The organism is Gelidibacter sp., assembly GCF_035577925.1.
In the GTDB taxonomy this organism is placed as follows: Bacteria; Bacteroidota; Bacteroidia; order Flavobacteriales; family Flavobacteriaceae; genus Gelidibacter.
In genome coordinates, this window is record NZ_DATJCY010000217.1 from 1 (window position 1) to 18,787 (window position 18,787).

An 18,787-nucleotide genomic window follows, 5' to 3' on the forward strand; every position below is an offset into this window, starting at 1 on the left:
TGAAAAGCAGAAAAAAGGTAAAAAACGGATGCGTTTGGTAGGAAATGTTGAGATTCCTCAGCAAGCATTTATGGCGGTTTTGAAATTGAATGACTAAAAGTGTTCCTGCGAAAGCAGGAACCTTAAGTCCAATGGAGATAATTACGCTAGTGTAAAGGTCTTGTTTGTACCTTTACATATCATTGGTTATTTTGTTGGGACAATGAGAATCTGAAAGTTCCTGTTAAAAAATACTATAACCTTAAAAATTAGTGGTTTACAGCTTTTAAAAAGTTGGACAATTTAGCGTATTTCATTAATATCTACTTATTTTTCATATTCAAATCTTCAATATTGGTGAATATATTCACTGAACATGGCCATAATCGGTGCATTAGGAGTTATTTTTTATGATTAAATGCTTAAAACAAAATCTCACTTCTGGCGCACCACAAGCCAGCAAGAAATAGATTATGTAGAAGTAACACCTGATGACATTACTGCTTTTGAATTTAAGTGAGCAAAAAAACCAAAGTAAAAATTCCAAAATCATTTGAAACTTCTTATAATACTACGGTTAATATTATAAATTCATCAAACTTTATCAGCTTTCTAAATCCCTAAAAATTTAATTTTTTATAATATGCTATATGCTCAAATATTTTGTAGTTTTAAGAACATATAAAACTATTTCATGACTATATATCATATCAGTGCCGAATGCTACCCTGTTGCCAAAGTAGGTGGATTGGGAGATGTTGTTGGAGCACTCCCAAAATATCAGAATGAAATGGGCGCGGCGAGCAGCGTTATAATGCCCTTCTACAATAACAAATTTACCAATTCAAATAAATTCAAAAAAGTATTTGGTGGACGTTTCAATTTAGGTGTACCTTTTGATTTTGATATCCTGACGCTAATTGATAATGCCTTGGGCTATGATGTTTATCTGGTTGATATTCCTGGACTTTTATATACCGATTATGTGTATTCGTCCAATGATACCGAACGTTTTTTAGGCTTTCAGATTGCGGCATTAGATTGGTTGGTACAATTGGATCACAAACCAGAGGTGGTGCACTGTCATGATCATCATACCGGGTTGATTCCGTTTATGATGTCACAATGTTATGCCTATGCGCAACTAAAAAACACCCCATCAGTATTCACCATTCATAACGCACAGTATCAAGGTTGGTTTGGACATGATAAAATACATCTTATTCCACCTTTTGACTTTTCAAAAGTGGGATTATTAGATTGGCAAAACCTCATCAACCCAATGGCATGTGCAATAAAATGTGCTTGGAAAGTGACCACAGTATCTCCTAATTACATGGAAGAGCTTAACTATGGTGCCAATGGTTTGGAAGATTTGCTACGTTATGAAAGCGGTAAATGTGTTGGTATTTTGAACGGTATTGATGCTGAACTTTGGAATCCGGCAACCGATGATAGTTTAATAAAAAATTATTCAATTAAAACTGTAGCGACTGGCAAAAAAGCGAACAAAGCATGGCTTTGTAAAGAATTTAACCTCAATCCAAAGTTGCCATTATTTGCATTTATCGGGCGTTTGGTAGGCGAAAAAGGAGCTGATTTGTTGCCTGATATATTCCACAATGCATTGGTTCATAAAAATGTTTCGATCTTCATGTTAGGCTCTGGTGATGTTGCCATGGAATATCAATTGGAAAAACTTAAATATCAATTTGAAGGCTATTACCACGCCTATATTGGTTATAATGAACGCTTGGCACATATAGTTTATGCGGCGGCAGATTTCTTGCTCATGCCATCTCGTGTTGAACCTTGTGGGCTTAACCAAATGTATGCTTTACGTTATGGAACAGTCCCTATTGTAAATAAAATAGGAGGATTAAAAGATACCGTACAGGATTTTGAAAATAATGGTTTTGGGATTTTGCATGATGGTGCTACTGTTCATGAAGGTAGTTTTGCTATTCACAGAGCCATCAACTTTTATAACGATACCGAGCAATTTAAAGCTAATCGTAACGTGATGATGAAAATTGATCATTCATGGAATTCATCTGCACAAGCCTATATAAATTTGTATAATTCCTTAATTCTATAACTATGTACCACAACAAGGTAATTTCTATCATTTTGGGTGGTGGACAAGGCTCTCGACTTTACCCACTAACTGCAACACGCTCTAAACCAGCTGTACCTATTGCTGGAAAATATAGATTGGTGGATATCCCTATTTCCAACTGTATCAATTCAGAAATTAAGCGAATGTTTGTATTGACGCAGTTCAACTCGGCATCACTAAACAAGCATATAAAAAATACCTATCATTTTAGTTTTTTTAGCCAGGCATTTGTAGATGTCTTAGCCGCAGAGCAGACAATGTCTAGTACCTCATGGTATCAAGGTACTGCCGATGCGGTTAGACAAAATATGACCCATTTTTTGAATTACGATTTTGAATATGCGCTCATTCTCTCTGGCGACCAGTTATACCAAATGGATTTTAACAAAATGTTAGATGCACACATTTCAAACCAAGCCGAAATTACTATTGCTACTTTACCAGTTGTGGAAAAAGATGCTACATCCTTTGGAATTTTAAAAACTGATGAAAACAATATTATCACTTCTTTTATAGAAAAACCAAACGCTAGCTTATTGCCTGATTGGACGTCTGAAGTCAGTGATGCCATGAAAGCACAAGGACGAAACCATTTGGCATCGATGGGAATTTACATCTTTAATAAACAACTGCTTATCGACCTAATGAATAATCCAAATACCAACGATTTTGGTAAAGAAATTATTCCGCAGTCCATTGAAAAGCACAAAACATTAAGTTATCAGTTTGAAGGCTATTGGACCGATATAGGGAATGTGGATTCATTTTTTGAAGCCAATTTAGGCCTGACCGACGATATCCCTCAATTTGATTTGTTCAACAACAAAAATCGAATTTACACCAGAGCCAGAATGTTGCCCACCACAAAAATCAGTGGTACCACACTCATCCGCGCTGTTATTGCCGAAGGTTGCATCATTAATGCCTCACGAATAGAACATTCAGTCATTGGCATTCGTGCCAGAATAGGAAAAGAATCGACTGTGATTAATACGTATATGATGGGAAGCGATAGTTATCAAACGATTGAAGAAGTGACCTCTACCTCAAAAATTGCCATGGGAATAGGGGAGCGGTGTTTTATAAAAAATGCCATTATCGATAAAAATTGTTGCATTGGAAACGACGTCAGAATTAACGGCGATTCTAATTCAAAAGACACAGAAACCGATACCTACGTGATTAGACAAGGCATTGTGGTTATTAAAAAAGGTGCTGTTATTCCGCATGGAACGGTTATTTAAATAGCTTTTCAAAATTGAATATAAAACCTCAACTTGCAACTGAGGTTTTTTCTATAATGGCCATTTTTTTCTTTTGAACATTCTTGATCGCATCTGATTTTTTACATATAAACCTAGTGTTATCAAGTGATAAAATTTATTGAAAAAAATAAGTAAATTTATCTTAATTCGTCAGTATATGAAAAACATCATAAACATATTAGTGTTTTTATCTACAACCGTAATAAGCGCACAGACTTCTGATGTCTTAATATGGAATTCTGATACCTTAAACCTTTATTCAAATCCTTTAAAATTAAAACCTGAATGGGATGAATTAATTTCTCTTAAAATTGAGAACGAAAGATCTTCTGAAAACAAAGATTCCGTAATGGAGACCTTAATTTTTTTGGGTAATTATAAAACCGAATGGCTTATTAAAAATGACAGTCTTTATCTCACTAAGATTACGTCTTTCTATGATAACTCTAAAATCAACTATCAACAATGGTTACAAACAGAACAAAAATCAATTTTTGCCAGTTGGGTCAATGAAAACCTAATAGTACATAAAGGAAATTGTATTATTTGTACTAATAATCACTATAAAAAAACATCTATTTATCCCAATGAAACTGTACTTAAATTTCAAAATGGCATAGTAATAAATGCTAAGAATTATATAAATCGGATTTCAAAAACATCTCGATTTTTATCCTTAAATCCTAATGGATATTTAGACTTCATCTATAAAAAAATTGAATGGGAAAATATACCCGAATTGAATGATAAACATTATCAAGTTTGGATAAGTGTAACACCTAATAAAAATGGAAAATTAAAAAACATTGATTGGGAAAATACCTTTATGTTGATAGATAATACTATAATCACTGATAAAGAAAATCCATTCATCAAAGAAGCGTTAAGAATCGTAAGACAAATCCCAGATTGGAATATTGTTATTAGGCATGATAATATTTTAAATCAACAAATATTAATTGTTTTTAATGCGCAAGTGAAAGATAAATATGCTCATTAAAGGAAATATAAATATCACTTCGCCTGTTCTTTCTGTTCAAAATTATAATACAACTTCTTCAAACTTCGTTTTAATACAGCAAACCGATAAATACCGATAACTAGAAAAATAGCACTAAAAACCAAGGCTATAATGGCTAAATATTGAAAGTCTGGAAAATCTTTTAATTGCAAAAAAGCAATACCACCTAACATCAAATACAATGACGAACGGATATATGAAAGTAAGGTTCGCTCATTGGCCAATCGCGTCCGTTCGATCGCCAAATAATCTCTTAAAATAATTTCCTGATCGGGTTTAAAATCACGACCAAACTCTAAAAGTTTCATGTTTTTTAATTGCATTGGCGCCGAGACTATTCTTCTCATACATCCTTTTTTATAAAATTAAAATAAAATTCAGATAGATTCAAATGATCGGAATTATTAATTGTTAGAATACCTTATAATATGTTAAAAAACAGCCAATATCACTATTTAAAATCGACAAATTTTAACAGTTTTAGTAATTTGCAGTTTAATTTTATCAAAAGTAACCATTATGCAACTATATCCTATTGAATCTGGTAATTTCAAACTTGATGGCGGTGCTATGTTTGGAGTTGTTCCAAAATCAATTTGGCAACGTACCAATCCTGCCGACGCCAATAATATGATTGATATTGCAGCGCGTTGTTTATTGATTGAAGATGGCAACAAACTCATTTTAATCGATACCGGAATGGGAAATAAGCAAAGCGATAAGTTTTTTGGCTATTACTATTTATGGGGCAATGATTCGATTGATAATTCGTTAAAAAACCTTGGTTTCCATCGCGATGATATTACCGATGTTTTTATGACTCACCTGCATTTTGACCATTGTGGTGGCAGCGTACAATGGAATAAAGATAAAACAGGATATGAACCGGCATTTAAAAATGCCCATTTTTGGACCAACGCCGCGCATTGGAAATGGGCAACCCAACCCAATGATCGGGAAAAAGCATCATTTCTGGCAGAAAACATCCAACCCTTAAAAGAAAGTGGTCAACTTAAGAATATACTGCTTCCTGAAGATCGGCTATTAAAAAATTCAGAACTTGGTTTCGATATCTTTTTTGCTGATGGACACACCGAAAAACAGATGATTCCGCTTATAAAATATCAAGATAAAACCATAGCCTTTATGGCCGATTTGCTGCCAACCGTTGGGCATCTGCCTCTGCCTTTTGTTATGGGCTATGACACACGTCCTTTATTAACCTTGGACGAAAAAGAAGTATTTCTCAATATGGCAGCCAACGAAAATTATTATTTGTTTTTGGAGCACGATGCACATCATCAAATTATTACCGTAAAGCATACCGAAAAAGGCGTCCGCTTAGATCAGGCGTTCAATTCAAAAGACATTTTTACACATTAATAAATTAATTATATGAACTGTGCGCGCGAAAATTCGACCACAAACACGAATGAAAAATTCTGCATTGCATAGAACTTTTAAAAAAACAATAAATATCTACCTATGAAATTATTAAAATCATTTGCTATTGTTGCTATTGCAGCATCAACATTTTATAACTGTGGTTCGACTGCTGGCGTTATTTCAACACCACTCGAAAATATTGACACCTTACCATTAAAAATTTCTGAATTAACCGATGCCGAACAAAAACACTGGGGACATTTAGATTTAAAAAATGATACCATTCCTGGGATGAGTGTTGATAAAGCCTATAACGAAATCATCAAAAACAAAAAAGGAGCATCGGTTATTGTTGCCGTCATCGATTCGGGAATTGATATTGACCACGAAGATTTGCAAGGATCAATCTGGACCAATACAAAAGAAATCCCTGGTAATGGTATTGATGATGACAAAAACGGTTACGTAGATGATATCCATGGTTGGAACTTTCTTGGAGATGGCTATGACGAGCAATTAGAGTATGTACGTCTATTAGCAAGTGGCGACACTTCAAATCCGCGCTATGCCGAAGCCAAAGCTGAAAGACAAGCTGAATATGACAAATACTTAGGTTATAAAACCAATTATGATCAGTTTTTACAACAAATTAAAAACGCAAACGATGCCTTAAAAAAGGAAACCAAAAAGGATAATTACACCAAAGAAGATGTGGAGGCCATTAGTACAAGCAACCAAATACTACAACAGTATATTGCCATTGCAAAATATGTTTACAGCATGGATTTTAAAAGTTTAGATGATGCTGAAACTGATATTACCAAAGGCTTGACAGATATCACAGAACGTCTTAACTATAATCTCAATATCGATTTTAGAGGTCGTAAAACAGGTGATAATCCTGACGATATGACCCAAAAATATTATGGCAACAACAATGTAAAACCAGTAAAACCATCTGAAAGCCACGGTACGCACGTTGCCGGAATTATTGCTGCCGGACGCAACAATGGCAAAGGTGCCAACGGTGTTGCAAACAACGTAAAAATTATGAGTATCAGGGCTGTTCCCAATGGTGATGAATATGATAAAGACATTGCATTGGCCATTAGATATGCAGCCGATAATGGTGCAAAAATTATCAATACAAGTTTTGGAAAACACTACTCGCCACATAGCGATTGGGTAAGAGATGCTATTGTATATGCAGCTTCAAAAGATGTGTTGATTGTAAATGCCGCCGGAAACGAATCCTTGGATTTAGATGTTAAAGACGTTTTCCCGAATGATGCTATTGGTACAGGTCCAGAAATTGCAGATAACTTTATTACCGTTGGTTCATTAGATTCTAAATATGGTTCTGCAATGGTTTCTGGATTTTCAAATTATGGAAAAATAAATGTCGATATTTTTGCTCCAGGTGGAGAAATTTATTCTACCGTTCCAGAAAATAATTACAAAAGTTACGGTGGTACTTCAATGGCATCGCCGGGTGTTGCTGGTATTGCGGCATTAATCCGGTCGTACTATCCAAAATTATCAGCTTCACAAGTTAAAAAAGTGATTTTAGATTCTGGATTGACACTTACCACAAAAGTAATAGTGGGAGGCGATTCTTCCAATGTAAAACCATTCAATGAACTGTCTAAATCTCAAAAAATTGCCAATGCCTATAATGCTTTGATCATCGCAGATCAAATGGCTAAAAACCTTTAATAACACCACTAAACATGAAATTTACCTTTGCTTTAAGTCTTAGTTTTCTTTTGTTGATGCCCGCTGTTAAAGCGCATTCACAAAATGATACGCCACCATCGTCCAATCCTCATTATTGGCAACAACATGTTGATTATACGATGGCGATTGATATGGATGTCAAAAATTACCGCTATTCCGGAACTCAAAAATTGGTTTATACCAACAACTCACCCGATGTTTTAAATCGCGTATTTTACCACCTTTATCCCAATGCTTTTCAGCCCGACAGCGAAATGGATGCACGTCTTAAAAGCATTCCGGATCCGGATGGGCGTATGGTCAACAATTTAGGAACAAAAGCAGAGCCTAATTATGAAAGCCGTATCAGCAAATTAGGTCCTGATGAAATAGGCTATATTAATGTAACCTCTTTACTTCAGGACGGTAAAAAAGTAAGCCATGAAACTCAAGGAACTATTTTGATTGTCACATTGGATAAACCTATTCAACCTGGAGAAAAAACAACGTTCGATATGGTTTTTGACGCGCAAGTACCGGTTCAAATCCGTCGTTCGGGTCGAAATAATGCCGAAGGCGTGGCCTTATCCATGTCCCAATGGTATCCAAAACTGGCTGAATATGATGATGAAGGATGGCATGCCGATCCTTATATTGCGAGAGAATTTTATGGCGTTTGGGGCGATTATGACGTCAAAATTACCATCGATAAAAATTATACCATCGGCGGAACGGGATATCTTCAAAACCCGAACGAAATTGGCCATGGTTACGAAACCGAAAAAGTAGCAAAACAAAAAGGAAAAACCCTGACTTGGCATTTTAAAGCTCCCAATGTCCATGATTTTACTTGGGCTGCCGATCCTAATTATATCCACGATAAAGTTCAGATGGAAAACGGACCGATGCTTCACTTTTTATACAAAGCTTCTTTACCAGCAGAAAAACTGGAAAATTGGAAAAAATTACAGCCTATTACCAAACAGTTAATGGAGTTTTACAGCACTCACGTCGGTCCATATCCTTATGATCAATATTCGGTCATCCAAGGCGGCGACGGCGGTATGGAATATGGCATGTGCACCCTTATAGTTGGTGAAGGCACACTTAACGGATTAATCAGCGTTACAGCACACGAATTGGCGCACAGTTGGTTCCAGTTTGTATTGGCAACCAATGAAAGTAAACATTCTTGGATGGATGAAGGATTTACCACATGGATCCAGGATAGAGCTCTGGATGCCGTTCATGAAAAAAACAGTGATAATCCTTTTACAAAATCTTACCGTTCGTACAGCGCCTTAGCAAATTCGGATAGAGAGCAACCTCAAACCACGCACTCGGACCGTTATGCCTTTAACTTTGCTTTTTCAATAGCTTCTTATACCAAAGGATCTATATTTTTATCCCAATTGGGCTATATTATTGGCGAAGATAATTTAGATAAAACCATCAAACAGTATTATAAAGAATGGGCATTTAAACATCCAAAACCAATGGATTTCATCAGAATTGCCGAAAAAGTTTCGGGATTGGAACTCGATTGGTATTTAATGGATTGGACCCAAACTACAAATACCATCGATTATGCCATTCAAAATGTAGATGCCAAAGACAACAAAACAGCTATTACCTTAGAACGTATTGGACTCATGCCAATGCCTATAGATATCGAAATAACCTATGCTGATGGTACAACCGCCCAATATTATATTCCGTTGCGGATGATGCGCGGCGCAAAACCAACGCCACAAACCACCAATGTTTTACAAAATTGGGCATGGGCACACCCAACTTATACGTTTGAAATTGAAAAGCCTAAAACTTCTATTACCAACATTAGTATCGATCCACGCGGTTTTATGGCCGATGTGAACAGAGAAAACAATGTTTTAAAATTGAATTAAAAAAGAAATAACTTTATAAAAACCGCTTTCACCAAGCGGTTTTTTTATTTGCTAAAGTAGTACCTTTGACGGCTTATGGACCAATCATTTAAAAAAATAGAAAAACTTAAAAGTCAGAAACTCATTGAAAAACTTTTTTCTGAAGGGAAGTCCATTGCCGTTTATCCCTTAAGATTGGTCTATCTTAAAACCAGTTTTGAAGATCCGGTAAAGCTAAAAGTTGGCGTTTCGGTAAGTAAACGAAATTTCAAAAAAGCCGTTGATAGAAACCGAATGAAACGCCTAATGAGAGAAGCTTATCGGCTTAATAAATCCAAGTATCTTAACAACATCACAGACCAATATGCGTTTATGATTTTGTACATTGGTAAATCTGAAACTGATTTTAATACCATTTCAAAAAAAATGAATACCTTAATGGATGTTTTTCTAAAACACCAAATCCCTCCTAAACTCTAAATCTTAAAACGCGATTATGAAAAAGCTATTCTCAAAAAAAATAGTACTTCCTATTTTTGTAGGTGCTGTGTTTATTACAGGATCGGCATTTAAAAATGATTTCTTCGAAATTGCAAAACAGATCGAAATTTTTACGACACTTTTCAAAGAAGTCAATATGAATTATGTGGATGAAACCAATCCTGCCGATTTGATGGATACGGCCATAAAAAGTATGCTTCAAGATTTAGATCCCTATACCAATTTTTACAATGAACAAGATGTTGAAGCCTCACGGATTAATAATACTGGCGATTATACTGGTATAGGAGCCAGCGTGCTGACGTTAAAAGACAAATTGGTTATCATAGAACCTTATAAAGGTTTTGCGGCAGATAAGGCAGGTTTAAAAGCCGGCGATGAAATCATTAAAGTTGATGATACTGTTATCGCCGATTTTAAAGATGATGCCGGAAATTTATTGCATGGTGCCGCAGGAACTTCGGTAACTGTTACTTATATCCGACAAGGTAAAACCCACACCGCAGCCATACAACGTGAAGCTGTAGAAATACACGCCGTACCTCACTTTTCAATGATCGATGGCAAAACTGGTTATGTCGTATTGCGAAAATTTAATGAAAAAGCATCTTCCGAAACCATAAATGCCATTAGGACTTTAAAAAGTCAAGGTGCTAAACAATTGATATTGGATTTGCGCGGAAATTTAGGTGGATTGCTCAATGAAGCGGTTAACGTGACCAATATTTTTATACCGCGCAATCAATTGGTGGTCACTACAAAATCAAAAGTAGATAAATACAACAAAACCTATTATACACAAAAGGAACCCATTGATACCGAAATTCCAGTAGTCGTTCTAATTGATGGAAAAAGTGCATCGGCCAGTGAAATTGTTGCTGGTGCTTTACAAGATTTGGATAGGGCCGTTATAGTTGGTGCAAGAAGCTTTGGAAAAGGATTGGTTCAACGACCAAAAGCCTTGGTTTATGGCACCCAATTAAAAATTACCATTTCACGCTATTACACACCTTCTGGACGTTGTATCCAGGAATTGGATTACTGGAACCGCGACGAATTGGGCAAAGCAACACGTACCAATAAAGAAGATTTTAATGCCTTCAAAACCAAACGTGGAAGAACAGTTTATGACGGTGGCGGCATACAACCCGATCTTGAACTTGCTATCACAAAATTAAGTCCGATTACCAACGCCATTGTCAATGAAAATCTCATTTTTGATTTTGCAACCGATTATTATTATTCACATCAAATTACAGATTTAAAGACTTTTGAATTAAAAGATGCCGATTTTAAAGCCTTCAAAACTTTCTTAAAATCAAACAACTTTACTTTTGAAACCGAAACTGAAAAAGCTTTTGATAAAGCACTTAATGTAGCAAAAGAAGAAACCTTGACCGACGTTATTGATGCACAATATGCCAACTTAATACAAACCTTAAATACCTATAAAACAGATGCTATAGATACCAATAAAACACAACTTATGGCTTTATTGACTGAAGAAATCGTAAAGCGTTATTTTTATAGCGAAGGCATGTACACGTATTATGTCAATCATAATCCGGTCATCAAAAAGAGCACAGAAATACTAAATAATCCATCTACTTATTTAAATTATCTACAATAAAGTACATACATCGATAAGAAAACAACATTTTTAAAATTTTCGGTATATTTAATTTTTCAAGTGAATTAGATATGAAACAAGTTTTGGTCATAGCCATGTTTTTTTCTCAAATAATTTGGGCACAAGAAGAATTAAAACACGAGGTATTTTTTAAAACCGATGCTTATGATGTGTCTGTACCCGAACAAGCCCGACTCTTGACTTTTTTATCCCAAATTGAATCTTTGGATATTGAAAAAATATCCATATACGGATTTACAGACGATAGAGGCAGCGCAGATTATAACATGACACTCTCACAAAACCGAGCCAACAGCATTAAAGTTATTTTCTCCGATAATGAATTTGACGAATCTGTGATTACCAATGTTGATGGTAAAGGAAAAATTTTATTAAAAGTTGTCCAAGAAGAAAATGTTAGTAAAATAAGAAGTTTAAATAGAAAAGTTGAGATTATTGTAACTCCTGTTTTTCCACCAAAACCGGAAGTTGTTACCATGCCTAAAACAGCAAGCGAAACTTTGGCGGGCGATATAAAAATTGGAGATCATATTTTATTGGACAATATTTTATTTAAAACCAGCTACAGTTATCTCCTTCCCGAATCGGTAAAAACTTTAGAAGAAATCTCAAAAATACTTCTCAAACGGACCGATATTTATTTTACCATTCAAGGTCATGTGTGCTGTACACAAAATAGCCGGGATGCTTACGACCGAAAAACCAAAAAACAAAATCTATCCGTAGCAAGGGCAAAATATATCTACGATTATTTGGCTAAAAAAGGTATCGATCCAAAACGAATGAAATATGTGGGCATGCGTCGTAAATTTCCGTTAGGGGGCGAAGCAAAATATGATAGGCGCGTCGAGATTTTAGTAACTTACGTCAAAGAAAACAATGACACCTCTGAAGCTAATTAATCTTTTAGCATTGCGATATGAGGAATGCCATCTTCAAGATAAACTTCATCTATTTGATTAAATCCCAAAGTATTATAAAAATCCTTTAAATATAATTGTGCAGAAATTTTGATTTTCGTTTCATTAAATGCCTTTTGAATAGTGTTTATAGAGGCGTTCATAATGTCATAGCCATATTTAAATTGGCGTTGATCTTTTTTGACAAGTACTCTGCCAATACTAGCAAACTCAAAATAATCGCCAGGTTTAAATATTCGGGTATAAGCTATTAACTCACCTTGTTTATAACCCAAAATATGCAATGCTTTTTGATCCTTATAGTCTATATCTTGATAAACACAGTTTTGCTCAACCACAAAAATTTCGCTTCGCAATTGCAAAATGGCATAAAGTTCATCAGTAGTCAATTCTGAAAAATCTTTTGATATAATCTTTAGCATTCTTATGGTTAATAACTACGTAAAAAATTGATTTTAAAGAGTATTACAGATAACATTCATCTAAATGAAATTACTTTAATATCCAATTTATTGAGTTACCGGAATCTTATTGATGCGGGTTTCATGTCGGCCACCTTCAAACGGTGTATTTAAAAACGTATCTACCATTTCAATTGCTTGTGGCAAGGCTATAAATCGTGATGGCAAACTCAAAATATTAGCATTATTATGTTGTTTTGCCAAGGCTACAATCTCTTTATTCCAACATAACGCCGAACGGACGCCTTGATGTTTATTGGCCGTCATATTGGCACCATTACCACTTCCACAAATAATGATTCCGTAATCTACAGCTTTAGATTCGACATCTTTAGCCACTGGATGAATAAAATCTGGGTAATCTACACTGTCATTTGTATCGGTACCATAGTTATTAACCGTGTAACCTTGGTCTTGTAAGTGTTTTACGATAGCTTTTTTATACTCGGTTCCTGCGTGATCATTACCTATTGAAATTGTCATAATATGAATGTTTTATTATCAAATATTTAGCCGATAAAGTTACAAAATAATATAGTGAGTCTGTTGGGAAATTAACATCTAAAATAGAATTATTCATAACATTTAATTACCTGTTTATAAACTCGTCGCCATTGCTATAAATATTAAAAACAGACTATCGATCTTTGTCAATAACTAGGAATGCAGGAATAAAACCTACCTATATACTCAATAAAATAGTAAGCAACGATTAATTTCAATTAAACATAATAACAATTGTTATGCACGAGTTGCTTATTACATGTTGATAACTTGTCGTTAAAATCTAAAAGATAAATTTTATAAATCCGATAATTTTTACAAGCCAAAAAAGTATTGATATGACCAAAAAAGTTAGCCATTTTCTTTAGACAGTTTATCAGCATATCATTCTGCCCATATCAACATCAATTTACAATAATCTTATCAGTAAAACCATGTTAATTTAGGTTCTCAACGGTTGTTGATAAGTATTAAAATCCATTAAAAACCAATCAGTTTAACAAAAATAACCTGTTCATAAGATCTTAAGTAAATGCTTTAAGTCACTATTCAAAGTAAAACTAAAAAAAGTTATAACCGTTATTAACAAGCCATCATAACCACCATTATTTTTTTAAAAATTTAATAAAAACTTAATATGATATATATAAATGTGGATAACTGTTTTTATTTTTGAATTAGAACTTTTAAAAGCAATTAAAAGAAAATTTGAGAATAGATAAATTGAGGTTCGACTTAAAAATTTTGGAAGGATTGATCGGTTTAAAATTTATTTTACGTTAACTTAACTATTAAACAGCTGCTGTTTTCAGATTTTAAACGTAGTTTTGCACAAACTTAACTACCAATCTTCTCCTTTAGTTGAGTTTTGATAACTGAATTTCGTTAACTTTAGAAATTCTATAAGATCATATTATAATAAATGACAAAAAAAAGAAGAAAGGGATCGTCAAATAAAATCTCGAACCTAACAAATACAATTCTAAGTATTTTAAAAAAAGATAGAAACCAATCCTATAATTATAAACAAATAGCTGCAAAACTTGAAGTAAATGATGCTTCGAGCAGAAATCAGATTATAAAAAAACTTCAGCAATTACTTGCTAAAAAAGAAATTGTAGAAACTGAGCGAGGTAAATTCCAAGCCGTTGTAAATACCGAGTACCATACAGGAATTTTGGATCTTTCTGCACGAGGTTCGGGTTATATTATTTGTGAAGATTTTGACGAAGATGTCTTTATCGCTTCCAATAATATCAATAAAGCTTTAGATGGTGATACGGTTGAATTTTACACATACAAACGCCGTAAACAAGGTAAGTTTGAAGGTGAAATTACCAATATTATCAAACGTGCCAAAAATGAATATGTTGGTGTGATCCAAATACATTCCAACTATGCATTTGTTGTGGTCAATAGCAGTAAAATGTACAAAGATATTTTTGTGCCCATTAATAAAACCAATAAAGCTGAAGATGGCGATGTTGTTTTGGTTTCATTGGAAAGCTGGGAACAGAACGAAGATTCCCCAAAAGGTTCGGTCATAAAGATTTTAGGAAAACCTGGCGATCACAATACTGAAATTCATGCCATTTTAGCCGAATATGGTTTGCCTTATGAGTTTCCAGCCGAAGTAGAAGCTTATGCAAATACTTTGGATACATCAATTACTGAAGCGGAAATTGCCAAACGCCGTGATATGCGAAATGCGCTAACATTTACCATTGATCCTAAAGATGCCAAGGATTTTGATGATGCCATTTCATTTGAAATTTTGGATAGTGGTTTATATGAAGTGGGCATCCATATTGCCGATGTTTCGCATTATGTGCAAGAAGGTTCGGTTTTGGATGATGAAGCTTATGAACGTGCAACCTCGGTTTATTTGGTGGATAGAGTAGTGCCAATGCTTCCAGAAGTATTATCAAATAATGCCTGTTCTTTGAGACCTCATGAAGAAAAATACACTTTTTCGGCAGTGTTTCAGATGGACCAAAATGCAGAGGTAAAACAACAATGGTTTGGACGTACAGTGACGTATAGCGATGCGCGTTTTTCGTATGAAGAAGCTCAGAACATCATTGAAAACAATCCAAACATTCCTGATGCATCAGATATAGCATCAATAGATACTTTTATTCCGGATAATATTGCCATTGAAGGCAATGAGTATCATGCTGATAAAAAGGTTGCTTATGCCATTTTAAAAATGGATGAAATGGCAAAATCCATGCGTAGCAAACGTATGAAAGACGGCGCCATTTCATTTGATAAAGTAGAGGTAAAGTTTGATTTGGATGAGCAGGCCAATCCGATTGGTGTCTTTTTTAAATCGAGTAAAGATGCCAATAAACTCATTGAAGAATTTATGCTATTGGCCAACAGAAAAGTTGCCGAATTTATCGGAAAACAATCGCCTAAAAAAACGTTTGTTTATCGTGTTCATGATGAACCGGACGAAAGTAAATTGGCTGCATTGCAAGGTGTCGTTTCTAAATTTGGCTATAAATTAAACTTTAAGGATCGCAACAGTATTGCCAATTCATTAAATGGTTTATTACGTGATGTTCAAGGTAAAAGAGAACAAAACTTGGTAGATACCTTGACCATAAGAAGTATGAGCAAAGCTGAATATACCACGCATAATATTGGACATTATGGTTTGGCTTTTGATTATTATACACACTTTACGTCGCCCATCCGACGTTATCCTGATGTGATGGTGCACCGATTATTACAACGCTATTTGGACGGAGAAAATTCGGCAAGCGAAGTGATTTATGAAGAAAAATGTAACCATTCCAGTAATATGGAAAATTTGTCCACAAAAGCCGAACGTGATTCTATCAAATACATGCAAATCAAATTTATGGAAAACCATAAAAATGAAGAGTTTGTTGGTGTTATTTCAGGAGTAACCGATTGGGGAATTTATGTTGAAATTATCAGTAATAAATGTGAAGGGATGGTTTCTGTTAGGGATATGGACAATGATCATTATGAATTTAATCAGGAAGATTATGCTTTGATAGGTAGAAAAACAGGAATCAGTTACCAACTTGGCGAAGAGGTTGTTGTAAAAGTAAAAAACACAGATTTGGTCAAAAAACATCTCGATTTTACATTGATTGGAAAACCTGAAATTATTCAGTTGTAACAATTGGATGTTAAGTTCTACCTATTTATTAAATTAGAAAATTATGATTCTTACCACGACTAATTCCATCGAAGGTTTAAAAATATATGAATACAAAGGTATTGTTTCTGGAATTTCATTGAATATTCAGAGCATGTCCATGACCTTAAATCTCAAAAAATACTACGATAGTATTGCTGATAGTGTCAATGCTGAAAAAGAGAAAGCTTTTCAGCAAATACAAGACCAAGCTAAAAATTTAAATGCTAATGCTATTGTAGGAATTACGGTTGACGTTGAATTTACTTCTAATAATTTTGTTGCGGTTTCAGTAACAGGAACTGCGGTATCGGTAGCTTAAAATTTAAGTTTTATTTATCATACATGCTTTTAGTAATAAATTATTAATAATTAACTTTAAAAAGTATTTCATAAGTTAAACATCTAAACTATTAATTATGAAAAAGTTAATGATAGTGCTATCACTTTTTTTAAGTGTAAATGCTTTTAGTCAAAGAGAAATTGAAAAAAATCTTGGCGATTTTAATGAAATTAAAGTCTTTGATTTGATCAATGTCGAGTTGGTAAAATCCAATGAAAATAAAGCAGTTATTTCTGGAGATAATTCTAACGATGTAGAATTGGTCAATAAAAACGGATCTTTAAGGATACGTATGCGTCTGGGACAAAATTTTGTCGGAAATAAAACTATAGTTACTTTGTATTACAAAAACTTGGATATTATTGATGCTAATGAAGGAGCATATGTTTCGTCTGATGATATCATTAAACAATACAATTTTGAATTGCGAGTTCAGGAAGGTGCTATTATTAGAGTACCATTAAATGTCACTGATGCTAAAATAAAAGCAGTTACCGGTGGTGAAATTGAAGTAAACGGTAAAGCTGTAAGACAAGATATTTCTATTAATACAGGTGGCATTTTTCAAGGTGAAAGTTTTGAATCAGAATCCGCTTATGTATCTATAAACGCTGCTGGAGAAGCGAGAATCAATGCATCTAAATTGGCCGATATAAAAATTAGAGCAGGAGGTGACGTATATATTTACGGCAATCCCGAAAAAGTTAATGAAAACAGGATGTTGGGCGGTCGTATCCAACGTATGGATTAAGGACAAAAGTAAGTTACTCACTTTTACTATTTAAAATGTAGCAAAGTACTTGTGTCTATTATACTTTTTTGAACTTCTTAAACTTATATAAAAGCTAAAAAATTATGTAGCTTTGTTGAAACACAAATTTTATGTTCGACGAGGTTTTATCGGCGATTCCTTTTGGAATCATTTTGGCATTTACCATAGGTCCGGTGTTTTTTGTACTCTTGGAAACTAGTGCTACCAAAGGTTTTAAAAGTGCTCTTATTTTTGATTTAGGAGTTGTAGCTGCCGATATTCTATTCATCGCCATTGCTTTCTTAAGTACCAATAAATTGCTTGAAAAAATTAAGGACGATCCCAATTTTTTGGTGTTTGGTGGTGTTCTTTTAGTGGTTTATGGCATTATTACTTTTACAAAAACTTCAAGGTCGTTCCGATCCATTGTCCGTGAATATCATAGAGTTGAAATTCAGAAAAATTATGGAAAACTATTCCTAAAAGGTTTTTTATTGAATTTTATAAATGTTGGTGTTTTAGCAGGATGGTTGGCATTTATTATTATTGCCAATTCCTTTACGAGCACAAATGGTGGTGTTGTCGTTTTTCTTGCAACTATTTTGATTACTTATTTTGTTGTCGATTTATTTAAAATACTTATTGCTAAACGTTTAAAAAATAAATTGACGCCACGACGGATTTTTAAAACCAAGAAAATAATTGCTTTAGTAATTTTAGGTTTTGGAATTTTATTGCTGACTCAAGCTTTTTTTCCAAAAGAAAAGGAATTGCTCAAAGACCGATTGGAAATGATAAATCCTTTGAATTAATAGAACACTGATAACACAGATTTCTTATGATTATCAGTGATTTATTTCATTTATTATAAGAAAATCAGCGTCATCTGCATTCTAAGTTTTGGAACACTGATAACACAGATTTTATATGATTATCATAGATTTATTTCATGAATCATAAAAAAATCAGTGGCCATCTTCCAAATCAGCGCCATCTGCGTTCCATCTTTAAAATTTTCAATAAAAAAACCCCCAACTTTCGTTGAAGGTTTCTTGAGGCATCAAGCGTTCCGATAGCTATCGGGAGAACCGCTGTAGAAGGTTTATGTT

17 protein-coding genes are annotated in these 18,787 nt (G+C 34.2%); 14 read left to right on the forward strand and 3 right to left on the reverse strand.

Annotation, left to right across the window (positions count from 1 at the left end; translation table 11 throughout):
- From VNJ50_RS08760 to VNJ50_RS08775, 4 genes are all read left to right on the forward strand, one after another.
- Positions 1–97 (forward strand): hypothetical protein (locus VNJ50_RS08760; protein WP_325581020.1); only part of this gene is annotated, 97 nt, incomplete at its 5' end.
- Positions 98–673: 576 nt separating this feature from the next.
- The gene (locus tag VNJ50_RS08765) at positions 674–2,077 is read left to right on the forward strand and encodes a glycogen synthase (protein WP_325580993.1); all 1,404 of its coding nucleotides are present in this window, start codon (positions 674–676) and stop codon (positions 2,075–2,077) included.
- A gap of 2 nt (positions 2,078–2,079) precedes the next feature.
- Complete coding sequence (locus tag VNJ50_RS08770; protein ID WP_325580995.1) at positions 2,080–3,342, forward strand: glucose-1-phosphate adenylyltransferase; 1,263 nt, start codon at positions 2,080–2,082, stop codon at positions 3,340–3,342.
- A 178-nt stretch (positions 3,343–3,520) separates the two neighbouring features.
- Positions 3,521–4,363 carry a hypothetical protein gene (locus VNJ50_RS08775; RefSeq protein WP_325580997.1) on the forward strand — a complete coding sequence of 281 codons (843 nt, stop codon included), beginning with the start codon at positions 3,521–3,523 and terminating at the stop codon, positions 4,361–4,363.
- Between the two features lie 14 nt (positions 4,364–4,377).
- Here the strand turns inward: VNJ50_RS08775 and VNJ50_RS08780 are convergent, their stop codons facing one another.
- Positions 4,378–4,692: a DUF202 domain-containing protein gene (locus VNJ50_RS08780; protein WP_325581022.1), complete on the reverse strand. Its 315-nt coding sequence runs from the start codon at positions 4,690–4,692 to the stop codon at positions 4,378–4,380.
- A gap of 211 nt (positions 4,693–4,903) precedes the next feature.
- Here VNJ50_RS08780 and VNJ50_RS08785 point away from each other — a divergent pair, with 211 nt between their 5' ends.
- The 6 genes from VNJ50_RS08785 (at position 4,904) to VNJ50_RS08810 (ending at position 12,426) form a co-directional block, all read left to right on the forward strand.
- A complete protein-coding gene (locus tag VNJ50_RS08785; RefSeq protein ID WP_325580999.1) occupies positions 4,904–5,767 on the forward strand; it encodes an MBL fold metallo-hydrolase in 864 nt (287 codons plus the stop codon).
- A gap of 102 nt (positions 5,768–5,869) precedes the next feature.
- Complete coding sequence (locus tag VNJ50_RS08790; protein ID WP_325581000.1) at positions 5,870–7,486, forward strand: S8 family peptidase; 1,617 nt, start codon at positions 5,870–5,872, stop codon at positions 7,484–7,486.
- Between the two features lie 14 nt (positions 7,487–7,500).
- On the forward strand, positions 7,501–9,393 hold the full coding sequence (locus VNJ50_RS08795; protein ID WP_325581001.1) for a M1 family metallopeptidase: 1,893 nt from the start codon (positions 7,501–7,503) through the stop codon (positions 9,391–9,393).
- Between the two features lie 75 nt (positions 9,394–9,468).
- Positions 9,469–9,852: a ribonuclease P protein component gene (gene rnpA / locus VNJ50_RS08800; RefSeq protein ID WP_325581002.1), complete on the forward strand. Its 384-nt coding sequence runs from the start codon at positions 9,469–9,471 to the stop codon at positions 9,850–9,852.
- A gap of 16 nt (positions 9,853–9,868) precedes the next feature.
- On the forward strand, positions 9,869–11,503 hold the full coding sequence (locus VNJ50_RS08805) for a S41 family peptidase (protein ID WP_325581005.1): 1,635 nt from the start codon (positions 9,869–9,871) through the stop codon (positions 11,501–11,503).
- Positions 11,504–11,574: 71 nt separating this feature from the next.
- Entirely contained in the window at positions 11,575–12,426 is an 852-nt protein-coding gene (locus VNJ50_RS08810) for an OmpA family protein (protein ID WP_325581007.1), read from the forward strand.
- Here the strand turns inward: VNJ50_RS08810 and VNJ50_RS08815 are convergent.
- Both VNJ50_RS08815 and rpiB read right to left on the reverse strand, forming a co-directional pair.
- A complete protein-coding gene (locus VNJ50_RS08815; protein ID WP_325581008.1) occupies positions 12,423–12,866 on the reverse strand; it encodes a GNAT family N-acetyltransferase in 444 nt (147 codons plus the stop codon). The genes VNJ50_RS08810 and VNJ50_RS08815 overlap by 4 nt on opposite strands.
- An 87-nt stretch (positions 12,867–12,953) precedes the next feature.
- Positions 12,954–13,388, reverse strand: coding sequence for a ribose 5-phosphate isomerase B (rpiB, locus tag VNJ50_RS08820; RefSeq protein WP_325581010.1), 435 nt, complete (start codon positions 13,386–13,388; stop codon positions 12,954–12,956).
- Positions 13,389–14,331: 943 nt separating this feature from the next.
- Here rpiB and rnr point away from each other — a divergent pair.
- The 4 genes from rnr (at position 14,332) to VNJ50_RS08840 (ending at position 18,490) form a co-directional block, all read left to right on the forward strand.
- Positions 14,332–16,566 carry a ribonuclease R gene (gene rnr / locus VNJ50_RS08825; RefSeq protein WP_325581012.1) on the forward strand — a complete coding sequence of 745 codons (2,235 nt, stop codon included), beginning with the start codon at positions 14,332–14,334 and terminating at the stop codon, positions 16,564–16,566.
- 43 nt (positions 16,567–16,609) lie between these two features.
- On the forward strand, positions 16,610–16,906 hold the full coding sequence (locus VNJ50_RS08830) for a YbjQ family protein (RefSeq protein ID WP_325581014.1): 297 nt from the start codon (positions 16,610–16,612) through the stop codon (positions 16,904–16,906).
- 97 nt (positions 16,907–17,003) lie between these two features.
- Complete coding sequence (locus tag VNJ50_RS08835) at positions 17,004–17,678, forward strand: head GIN domain-containing protein (RefSeq protein ID WP_325581017.1); 675 nt, start codon at positions 17,004–17,006, stop codon at positions 17,676–17,678.
- A 131-nt stretch (positions 17,679–17,809) separates the two neighbouring features.
- A complete protein-coding gene (locus VNJ50_RS08840) occupies positions 17,810–18,490 on the forward strand; it encodes a LysE family translocator (RefSeq protein ID WP_325581018.1) in 681 nt (226 codons plus the stop codon).
- Positions 18,491–18,787 lie beyond the last annotated feature (297 nt).

Excerpts from the sequence above, each read along its gene's own strand:
- rnpA (WP_325581002.1), top strand. The coding sequence starts at position 9,469 with ATGGACCAATCATTTAAAAAAATAGAAAAACTTAAAAGTCAGAAACTC.
- VNJ50_RS08835 (WP_325581017.1), top strand. The coding sequence starts at position 17,004 with ATGAAAAAGTTAATGATAGTGCTATCACTTTTTTTAAGTGTAAATGCT.
- rpiB (WP_325581010.1), bottom strand. The coding sequence starts at position 13,388 with ATGACAATTTCAATAGGTAATGATCACGCAGGAACCGAGTATAAAAAA.
- VNJ50_RS08775 (WP_325580997.1), top strand. The coding sequence starts at position 3,521 with ATGAAAAACATCATAAACATATTAGTGTTTTTATCTACAACCGTAATA.
- VNJ50_RS08790 (WP_325581000.1), top strand. The coding sequence starts at position 5,870 with ATGAAATTATTAAAATCATTTGCTATTGTTGCTATTGCAGCATCAACA.
- VNJ50_RS08785 (WP_325580999.1), top strand. The coding sequence starts at position 4,904 with ATGCAACTATATCCTATTGAATCTGGTAATTTCAAACTTGATGGCGGT.
- VNJ50_RS08805 (WP_325581005.1), top strand. The coding sequence starts at position 9,869 with ATGAAAAAGCTATTCTCAAAAAAAATAGTACTTCCTATTTTTGTAGGT.
- VNJ50_RS08780 (WP_325581022.1), bottom strand. The coding sequence starts at position 4,692 with ATGAAACTTTTAGAGTTTGGTCGTGATTTTAAACCCGATCAGGAAATT.
- VNJ50_RS08770 (WP_325580995.1), top strand. The coding sequence starts at position 2,080 with ATGTACCACAACAAGGTAATTTCTATCATTTTGGGTGGTGGACAAGGC.
- VNJ50_RS08795 (WP_325581001.1), top strand. The coding sequence starts at position 7,501 with ATGAAATTTACCTTTGCTTTAAGTCTTAGTTTTCTTTTGTTGATGCCC.
- VNJ50_RS08810 (WP_325581007.1), top strand. The coding sequence starts at position 11,575 with ATGAAACAAGTTTTGGTCATAGCCATGTTTTTTTCTCAAATAATTTGG.
- rnr (WP_325581012.1), top strand. The coding sequence starts at position 14,332 with ATGACAAAAAAAAGAAGAAAGGGATCGTCAAATAAAATCTCGAACCTA.
- VNJ50_RS08840 (WP_325581018.1), top strand. The coding sequence starts at position 17,810 with ATGTTCGACGAGGTTTTATCGGCGATTCCTTTTGGAATCATTTTGGCA.
- VNJ50_RS08830 (WP_325581014.1), top strand. The coding sequence starts at position 16,610 with ATGATTCTTACCACGACTAATTCCATCGAAGGTTTAAAAATATATGAA.
- VNJ50_RS08765 (WP_325580993.1), top strand. The coding sequence starts at position 674 with ATGACTATATATCATATCAGTGCCGAATGCTACCCTGTTGCCAAAGTA.
- VNJ50_RS08815 (WP_325581008.1), bottom strand. The coding sequence starts at position 12,866 with ATGCTAAAGATTATATCAAAAGATTTTTCAGAATTGACTACTGATGAA.